Genomic DNA, 7749 nt, shown 5'->3' with positions numbered 1-7749 from the left:
CTGCTCGCCGAACTGGACGAGCCGATGCGATCGAAAACCGCCCAGGGCTCACGGTCCGAAGCTCGTGCATTCGAGTGGGTCGTATGAGCCGCATCCTCGTCACCACCGAGATCCCCGCCCCGGGCATGGACATCCTTCGCGCTGCGGGGGACGTCGACGTGCGATCGCTCGATCACGAGCAACTGGTCGACGCCTGCGCCTCGGGTGACTACCGTGTTGTCGTCTCCCAGTTGCGCGATCGGTTCGACGCCGACCTGCTGGCGTCGGCGTCTCTCGTCGGGATTTCCAACTACGCCGTCGGATTCGACAATATCGACATCGCGGCCGCCACAGAACGCGGAATCACGGTAGCCAATACGCCAGGGGTACTGACGGATTCGACTGCCGACATCGCGATGCTGCTGATTCTGTCCACGGCCCGCCGCGCCGTCGAGGCCGACGCGTTCGTCCGCTCGGGCTCGTTCACCGGATGGCAACCGGAGTTGCTTCTCGGCAGCGATGTCTCGGGCCGAGTGCTCGGGCTGGCCGGGTTCGGACGCATCGCCCGCGCCACGGCCAGAAGGGCACTGGGATTCGGCATGACAGTGAAGTTCTGCCCCAGGCCGCCCGGTGATCGCACGGTCTCCGATGACGAGCTCGGTGAATTCGCGGGCCGCGTCGAACATTGCACGTGGGACGAGATCGTCGCGACCAGTGACTTTCTGTCCCTGCATGTTCCCTTGGCGGACTCCACCCACCACATGGTGGACGCACAGGTACTCGCGGCGATGAAACCGTCGGCGATAGTGATCAACACCGCGCGAGGGCCGGTGATCGACGAGGCTGCTCTGGTTGCCGCACTACGCGAGGGCACCGTCGCCGCAGCAGGATTGGACGTCTACGAGCGCGAACCGGCACTGGAACCAGGCCTGGCGGAGCTGCCGAACACGGTCTTGCTGCCGCACGTGGGAAGCGCCACGGTATCGGTGCGTTCGGAGATGGCGCGACTGTGCGCAACCAATGCCGCAGCGATGTTCGATGGTTCGCTCCCACCGCATCCGGTCGATCCCGACGCGTGGGGTCACGCGGGGTAGCCGGTGATCTTGCCCAGCACGAGAAGCGGTTGCTACTTCGACGTGCTCTCGGTGCTCACCCGACCGACCTACTCACCCAGGCGGCCGACGAGGCGATTGATCGGAGTGGTCGCGAACAGCACGAGCAACGACCACAGGCCCAGCGACGTGAAAGCCAAACCGAACGCGACGAGAATGAGCACGGAGCTGACGGCACCGGTACGCATGCGCCCGGTTCCCACCGCATCGGAGGTCAGCAGACGGGGATGGCGGGAGATGATGACATCCGCTGCGAACATAGCGATGATGGACACCGCGATGTTCGCGACGTAGAGCGTCGACGAACTCGAGTCGTAGCCGTTCTTCTCGGCGATCAGCTTCGTGGGGAACGGCAAGAAGACGATGGAGAGCAGCCACACGAAGTTGACCCACATCAGCGCCGGCGTGTAACCGATCAGATTGCGAAAAACCCGGTGGTGGCTGAGCCATTGCGTATAAATGACCAGAAAGCTCAATACGAAAGCGTAGAACTCGACCCCGTGTTCACGAAAGACGTCCACGAAGCTTTCGCTCTGCCCCGGTTCGGCCAACTCCACGAGCGGGAGTACCAGTAGCGTCGCTGCGATCGCGACGACGGCGTCGCTGAAATTGACCAGCCGATCGAAACCACGCTCGATTCCATGTCAGCATTGTGCACTCTTCGGGAGTAGCGTCCGAACGATGTCCGATCGACGTACTCTGACCACCGGCCGAGTGGTATTTCTCGTTGTCGCCGCGGCGGCCCCTATGGCGGCCATGATCGGCAACGTACCGCTGGCGCTGATTCGCGGAAACGGAGCCGGTCTGCCTGCGGCCTACGCGGTCAGCTCTGTTGTGCTGCTGTGCTTCTCAGTGGGGTTTGCAGCAATCAGTCAGCAGGTCTACAGCACCGGAGCCTTCTACACCTACATCGGTCTCGCGCTGGGGAAGCCCCCGGGTGTCGCTGCCGCGTATGTCGCCGTGATCGCGTATACCTCGCTGGCGTGCGGACTTTCGGGTGCCTTCGGCTACTTCACGCACCTGGTTTTCGCTGACTCCGGCATCGACATACCCTGGTACGTCTTCACGGCAGCCGCGGTTGCGATCGTGGCATTCCTGGGCTTCCGAAACGCCGACCTCTCGGCGAAGGTGCTGGGCACACTGATGGTACTCGAATTCGCGTTTCTGACCGTGTTCAACGGCCTGGTGGTGAGCGAGAAGGGAACCGCTGCGCTGCCGTTGGAGTCCTTCACCCCGACCCAGGTGTTCTCGGGATCGATCGGAATCGCCATGATGTTCGCGTTCTCGAGTTTCATCGGTTTCGAGTCCGCCGCGTTGTACGGCGAGGAAACCAAGGACCCCAGACGCAGCATCCCGCGCGCGACGTTCATCGCGGTGTCGCTGATCGCGGTCTTCTATGTGTTGACGAGTTGGATCATCGTCGGCGCCTCGGGCGGCGTCGATGCCCCGGTACTGGCCGAGAGTGAACTGGGCAATCTGTTGTTCACGCTGGCGCAGGAATACGGCGGAACGGTGCTGTACGACGGTACCGCGGTGCTGCTGTGCACCAGTGTGCTCGCTTCGTATCTCGCCGTGCACAACGCAGCCAGCCGATATCTGTTCGCCCTCGGGCGTGAGCGTGTACTTCCGGTGCGCCTGGGCGGAATTCATCCCCAGCACTCGAGCCCGCACGTCGGCAGCGTCACCGCCTCGATCGTGGCCGCGGTGTCGTTGACCGTATTCGCGGTGACCGGTGCCGACCCGTACCTGATCTACGCCGCCGGTGCCATCGGCCTCGGCACTCTCGGCGTGATCGCCCTGCAGGCTGCTGCCGCTCTGTCGGTGGTGGTGTTCTTCATCGGACATCCTGACCGATCACTGTGGCGTACCGGGATCGCCCCCGGCATAGGCTTCGTCGGTTTCATGACCGGATTGGTGCTCGCCGGAACGAACTACAGCACGTTGACCGGTTCCGATTCTGCGATCGTCAACGCGATACCGGTGGTGCTGATCCTCGCAGCGATTCTCGGCGTACTGGTGGCACTGCGCATCAAGCGTGCCGATCCGCCGACCTACGAGGGCATTGCCGCGGCCTACATGCGTCAGTGATCGGCTGTTCGTCGAGCTTCGAGCAGCCGGAGCCAGATCTCGCTGACCGTGGGATACGACGGCACCGCATGCCACAGGTCGTCGAGTTTCACCTTGCCGACCACGGCGATGGTGGCCGCGTGCACCAGCTCGGCGACACCCGGCCCGACGAAGGTTGCGCCCACTATCGTGTCGGTGGCACCGTCGATCACCAGCTGGGCGCGGCCCGAGTAGTCGTCCTGCTGAAGGGATGAACCCGCGACGGCGATGTCCTGCGCCACGATCTCGACATCGATGCCGGCCTCTCGGGCCTTGGCCTCGGTCAGCCCCACAGAGGCCACCTCGAGCGGCGTGAACACCACCTGTGGGATCTGACCGTGATCCGCGGTTGCGCGGAATCGCTTGTGGTCGAGCGTCTTTCCCTCGGCCCTGGCTGCGATGACGTCACCGGCCACTCGACCCTGGTACTTACCCATGTGGGTCAGCGGGGCGCGGCCGTTGACGTCGCCCACCGCGTAGAGCCAATCGTGGCCCGGAACGCTCAGATGATCGTCGACGTCGATGGAGTGGCCGTCCTCGAGTCCGAGGCTCGACAAACCGAGGTCCGCACTCGCCGGAGTACGCCCCGCAGCAACGAGAACCTCGTCGGCCGTAATTTCGCCACCGTGGACTTCGCTGCCGTCGACGACGAGGGTGACCGGGCCACCATGGATTCGACCGATCCCGGTGGCGGCCGGATTCTCTCGCGACACGGACTCGACGGAGGCGTCGAGCATGATCGTTGCGCCGCGCTGCTGCAGCGCGTCGGCGACGAGTTCACCGGCGAACGGCTCGGAACCGGCGAGCAGCGACGATCCGCGCACGATCATCGTCACTTTCGCGCCGAGTGAGAGCAACCATGTCGCCGCCTCCGACGCGACAACGCCGCCGCCGATGATTGCGATGTGGCCGGGGGTCTCGTGAATGTTGGTGGCATCGCGTGAGATCCACGGCTGGGCGTCCCGCAGACCAGGGGTGTTCGGCACCGACGCGGTGGTTCCGGTGGCCAGAACGACGGCGTGCCGGGCCGTCAGTGTGCGCCCGTCGACCTCGACCGTCTTGACCCCGGTGATCCGCCCATGGCCGCGGATCACCGCGATGCCCGCCGACTCGGCCCACGTGATCTGCGAGGAATCGTCGAGGCCGTGGGTGTAGGACTCGCGCCGGGCCAGTACGGCGTCGGCATCGAGGGGTTGGTCGCCGACCAGTTCCTTGACACCCGGCATGTTTCGCGCGGTGTCGAGAACCTCGCTGGGACGCAGGAGTGCCTTACTGGGCATACATGCCCAGTAGGAACATTCGCCGCCGAGGAGTTCGTGTTCGACGATGACGGCGGTGCGGTCGCTGCCCTGTATCGCGTACTGGGCGGCGTTCTCGCCGACCGGGCCACCGCCGATGACGATGACATCGAATTCCGAGCTCTCTGAGGCCATAGCTCCACAGTGGCATAGGCTCGCCGCTTATGGCGACCACTCGGCACAAGATTCTGATCACCGGAGCGAGTTCGGGGCTCGGTGAGGAAATGGCCAGACGGTTTGCTGCCATGGGTCGAGATCTTGCGCTCTGCGCCCGACGGGTGGAGCGACTCGACGAGCTCCGCGTCGAGTTGATGCACCAGAACCCGAACATCACCGTCTCGGTCCGCGCCCTCGACGTCACCGATCACGACGCCGTGGGCGAGGTCTTCGGCACGTTGCGGGACGAGCTGGGCGGCCTGGATCGAGTGATCGTCAATGCCGGGCTCGGCAAGGGCGCGAAGATCGGTACCGGGCGGGCCGATGCCAACCTGCAGACCGCGCGCACCAACTTCATCGGTGCCCTGTCGCAGGCCGAGGCCGCCCTCGCGATATTTCGAGAGCAGGGCAACGGGCACTTGGTGTTCGTCTCGTCCATCAGCGCCGACCGGGGGCTACCGGGATCCAAAGCGACCTACTCGGCCAGCAAAGCGGCCGTGGCCTCGCTGGGTGAATCGCTGGCTACCGAACTGGCTCGAACCGACATTGCCGTCACCACCCTGCTGCCGGGCTTCATTGCCACCGACATGTCTGCCAAAGCGGGCGACAGTGCCGCTCTGACAGCCAGTCTGGACGAGGGGGTGTCTGCGATGGTCGACGCGATCGAGAGCGAAACCCGCCGCGCCGCGCTACCCGGCCTCAAGTGGCGAGGCATCGACGCGGCGCTGCGGTTTCTGCCGAACGCGCTGACGGATCGAATGGTCTAGCTCAGGCTTTACTGCAGGTAGCCCTCGACCTGGCCGACGCTGTTGGCGGTTGCGGAGTCGGGGTCCTTGCCCGCGTCGATGCGCGCTCGGCGCTGGCGGAGCAGGTCCCAGCACTGATCGAGGGCATGCTCGAGCGATGCCAGTTCTGCCTTTTCGGTAGCCGGGTCGACCTCACCGGCCTGGGTCTCGCTGCGCAGCTTGTGCTCGGTGGCGATGAGCTGCTGGATCTTGGTGTGGATATCGTGCTCGTTCATGCCGACAACGGTAGACCTACCAGGGTTTGGCGGCCAGGTTTCGCGTCGCCAGAGCTCGTTGCACCGCCGAGGTGAGCTCAGCGCTCGACCCGGCCAGAGTGTCGTCGGTGCACACGAGCGAGAGTGTGTAGTTGCCGTCCATTCGGGAGATGTAGGTCGACATCCTGATCGTGGACGACGCGCTCGACAGGTTCGGGTGAATGGCACGAGTGGCCAGGCCGGCCGAGCGGTATGGGCCCAGTGCCGTGACGCCGCTCGGAATGTCGCCGATGTTGGAACACAACACTTCTCCGCGTCCCGGTGTGGAGGTCAGTTTCGCGGCCAGGCGGTGGGGAAGTAGCTGAACGATCTCGGGCGGATAGCCGGCCGGTGCTCCGACGGGGACTGCGAACGCGGCCTTGCATGCGATTCGGATGGCCGCGGGCGAATCGTCGCCACGGACGGCAACGGTGGCCATGCCTATCGAATTGGCATCACCGGTTCCCGTCCGGAAGGGGATGTCGATGGTCACTGCGGGTGATCCGAGTTCGCTCATCGTCGCGGCGACGATGGAGACGAACAGTGAATTGGCCGAACCTCCGGCGCGTGCAGCAGCCGAATCCCACTCCGCTGCAGAGATATCCAGAATCACGGCGTGCATGTCTCGCGCCTCGTGTGGGGAGATGCCGGCGCTGTCGGCCGTTGCGAAGGCACGTAGTTCGGCTCTGGCCTTCTTGCTCACCCACAGCTTCGCCGTTGCGACGATGGATCGTCCGAGGACGGTCAGGATCATCGAGATCGCGTCTTTTGCGTCCGAGCCGGGTCGCAGGGCAGGTATCGGTGCCGAGTTGCCGGAGAACGAGTGCGCCGCAGCATCTATGAGTCCGCGAGCATCGGCGAGTGCGTGCGAACACACCAGGGACACCACGGTTCCACCGTGGGCAACGGGAGCGGCCGTCAATCGCCAGCCGGGCCCGAATTGCGGGTCGAGTGGAACATCGGCCTGCGCATCGGCCCATCCGATGACGTCCTCGACCGCGTCGGCGGCGTAGTGGAGCGGAAGCGACTGCGATGAGATGTCCCACCGGAGCCGAGCGCCGGGGATGCGAGGCCTGCCGACGCGGCGACCCAGCTCCCCGACGGCCAATTCGTCGTGCACCCGGTCGAGTTCGGCTCTGCTCACAGTCTCTGCTGTGCGCCACACTCCCTGTAGCGCTATGGGAATACCGTATCCGCGGTGTGTGCGCAGAAAGATCTCGTCTATGACCGACAGGCGCGTCGAGATCACGTGCTCGAGGTGCCGTGGCGTCCCGCGCCCGAGACGAACTTGCTCGCGCCGGCGAGCGCGTCGGCGCTGATCGAGATGGCACCGTGCCGGAACTCGTTCTTCAGAGCGGACTCCTCGTCCAGACCGTCCTGCTCGAGCAGGGACAGTCGATCCTCGCGCATGCAGGTCTGCGGTAGAAGCGCCAGTTCGGCGGCCAGAGCCTCCGCTTCGGACCGGGCTCGCCCCACCGGAACCACTCGATTGATCAATCCGATGTTCAGTGCTTCCTGCGCATCGACGGCGCGTCCGGTGAGGATCATGTCCATCGCTCTACCGGTACCGACGATGCGCGGCAATCGCACTGTGCCGCCGTCGATCAAGGGCACGCCCCAGCGTCGGCAGAACACGCCGAACGTGGCATCGTCCTCGGCGATGCGGAGGTCGCACCACAGAGCGAGTTCGAGTCCGCCTGCGACGGCGTACCCCGAGACGGCGGCGATGACGGGCTTGGACAACCGCATTCGCGTCGGACCCATCGGGCCGTCGCCGTGTTCGGTCGCGTGATTGGAACGCGTCGTGCCCAACGCCTCGAGGTCGGCTCCCGAGCAGAACGTGCCGCCCTCGCCCCAGAGCACGGCCACCGATGCGGATTCGTCGGCGTCGAACTCCTCGAATGCCTGAGTCAGTTCCTGCGCGGTGGGGCCGTCGACTGCATTCCGCACCTCCGGGCGCGACAGGACGATCGTGGTGACGGGGCCTGATCGATCGATCCGTACCGGCATGTGTGAACCCTACTCGAGTTACCTTGCGTGAAGCAATGAATCAGTGCTT

General features: G+C 64.9%; 8 protein-coding genes. 3 read left to right on the top strand and 5 right to left on the bottom strand.

Translation table 11 applies throughout. The features are described 5' to 3' along the window. Positions 1 to 83 precede the first annotated feature (83 nt). Positions 84 to 1073, top strand: a complete 990-nt coding sequence (locus tag RHODMAR_RS22225; RefSeq protein ID WP_008719109.1) for a 2-hydroxyacid dehydrogenase — start codon at positions 84 to 86, stop codon at positions 1071 to 1073. Positions 1074 to 1141: 68 nt separating this feature from the next. Here RHODMAR_RS22225 and RHODMAR_RS22220 read toward each other — a convergent pair whose 3' ends face one another. Further along, positions 1142 to 1708: a TMEM175 family protein gene (locus RHODMAR_RS22220; protein WP_269744636.1), complete on the bottom strand. Its 567-nt coding sequence runs from the start codon at positions 1706 to 1708 to the stop codon at positions 1142 to 1144. Between the two features lie 64 nt (positions 1709 to 1772). On the opposite strand from RHODMAR_RS22220, the gene RHODMAR_RS22215 reads away from it, so the two are divergent. Beyond that, positions 1773 to 3179 carry an APC family permease gene (locus RHODMAR_RS22215; RefSeq protein ID WP_008719106.1) on the top strand — a complete coding sequence of 469 codons (1407 nt, stop codon included), beginning with the start codon at positions 1773 to 1775 and terminating at the stop codon, positions 3177 to 3179. On the opposite strand, the gene RHODMAR_RS22210 is transcribed toward RHODMAR_RS22215, so the two are convergent. Continuing rightward, positions 3173 to 4630 (bottom strand): dihydrolipoyl dehydrogenase family protein, encoded by a 1458-nt coding sequence (locus RHODMAR_RS22210; protein WP_008719104.1) that lies wholly within the window; start codon positions 4628 to 4630, stop codon positions 3173 to 3175. The genes RHODMAR_RS22215 and RHODMAR_RS22210 overlap by 7 nt on opposite strands. Before the next feature lie 29 nt (positions 4631 to 4659). Between RHODMAR_RS22210 and RHODMAR_RS22205 the strand changes: the two genes are divergently transcribed. After that, complete coding sequence (locus tag RHODMAR_RS22205; protein WP_008719102.1) at positions 4660 to 5418, top strand: SDR family oxidoreductase; 759 nt, start codon at positions 4660 to 4662, stop codon at positions 5416 to 5418. A gap of 8 nt (positions 5419 to 5426) precedes the next feature. On the opposite strand, the gene RHODMAR_RS22200 is transcribed toward RHODMAR_RS22205, so the two are convergent. Genes RHODMAR_RS22200 through RHODMAR_RS22190 form a run of 3 tightly spaced genes read right to left on the bottom strand, consistent with a single transcriptional unit; the run spans position 5427 to position 7700 of the window. Next, the gene (locus RHODMAR_RS22200) at positions 5427 to 5672 is read right to left on the bottom strand and encodes a DUF2630 family protein (RefSeq protein WP_008719100.1); all 246 of its coding nucleotides are present in this window, start codon (positions 5670 to 5672) and stop codon (positions 5427 to 5429) included. A gap of 16 nt (positions 5673 to 5688) precedes the next feature. Further along, complete coding sequence (locus tag RHODMAR_RS22195) at positions 5689 to 6939, bottom strand: hypothetical protein (RefSeq protein WP_008719098.1); 1251 nt, start codon at positions 6937 to 6939, stop codon at positions 5689 to 5691. Then, on the bottom strand, positions 6936 to 7700 hold the full coding sequence (locus RHODMAR_RS22190; protein WP_008719097.1) for a crotonase/enoyl-CoA hydratase family protein: 765 nt from the start codon (positions 7698 to 7700) through the stop codon (positions 6936 to 6938). The genes RHODMAR_RS22195 and RHODMAR_RS22190 overlap by 4 nt, the downstream gene beginning before the upstream one ends. Positions 7701 to 7749: the final 49 nt, after the last annotated feature.

Source organism: Rhodococcus sp. AW25M09 (genome assembly GCF_000333955.1).
Lineage (GTDB): Bacteria > Actinomycetota > Actinomycetes > Mycobacteriales > Mycobacteriaceae > Rhodococcoides.
Note: the sequence above shows the minus strand (reverse complement) of the source record. Positions and strands in the feature narration are given on the sequence as shown.

Excerpts from the sequence above, each read along its gene's own strand:
- RHODMAR_RS22200 (WP_008719100.1), bottom strand. The coding sequence starts at position 5,672 with ATGAACGAGCACGATATCCACACCAAGATCCAGCAGCTCATCGCCACC.
- RHODMAR_RS22190 (WP_008719097.1), bottom strand. The coding sequence starts at position 7,700 with ATGCCGGTACGGATCGATCGATCAGGCCCCGTCACCACGATCGTCCTG.
- RHODMAR_RS22210 (WP_008719104.1), bottom strand. The coding sequence starts at position 4,630 with ATGGCCTCAGAGAGCTCGGAATTCGATGTCATCGTCATCGGCGGTGGC.
- RHODMAR_RS22205 (WP_008719102.1), top strand. The coding sequence starts at position 4,660 with ATGGCGACCACTCGGCACAAGATTCTGATCACCGGAGCGAGTTCGGGG.
- RHODMAR_RS22225 (WP_008719109.1), top strand. The coding sequence starts at position 84 with ATGAGCCGCATCCTCGTCACCACCGAGATCCCCGCCCCGGGCATGGAC.
- RHODMAR_RS22215 (WP_008719106.1), top strand. The coding sequence starts at position 1,773 with ATGTCCGATCGACGTACTCTGACCACCGGCCGAGTGGTATTTCTCGTT.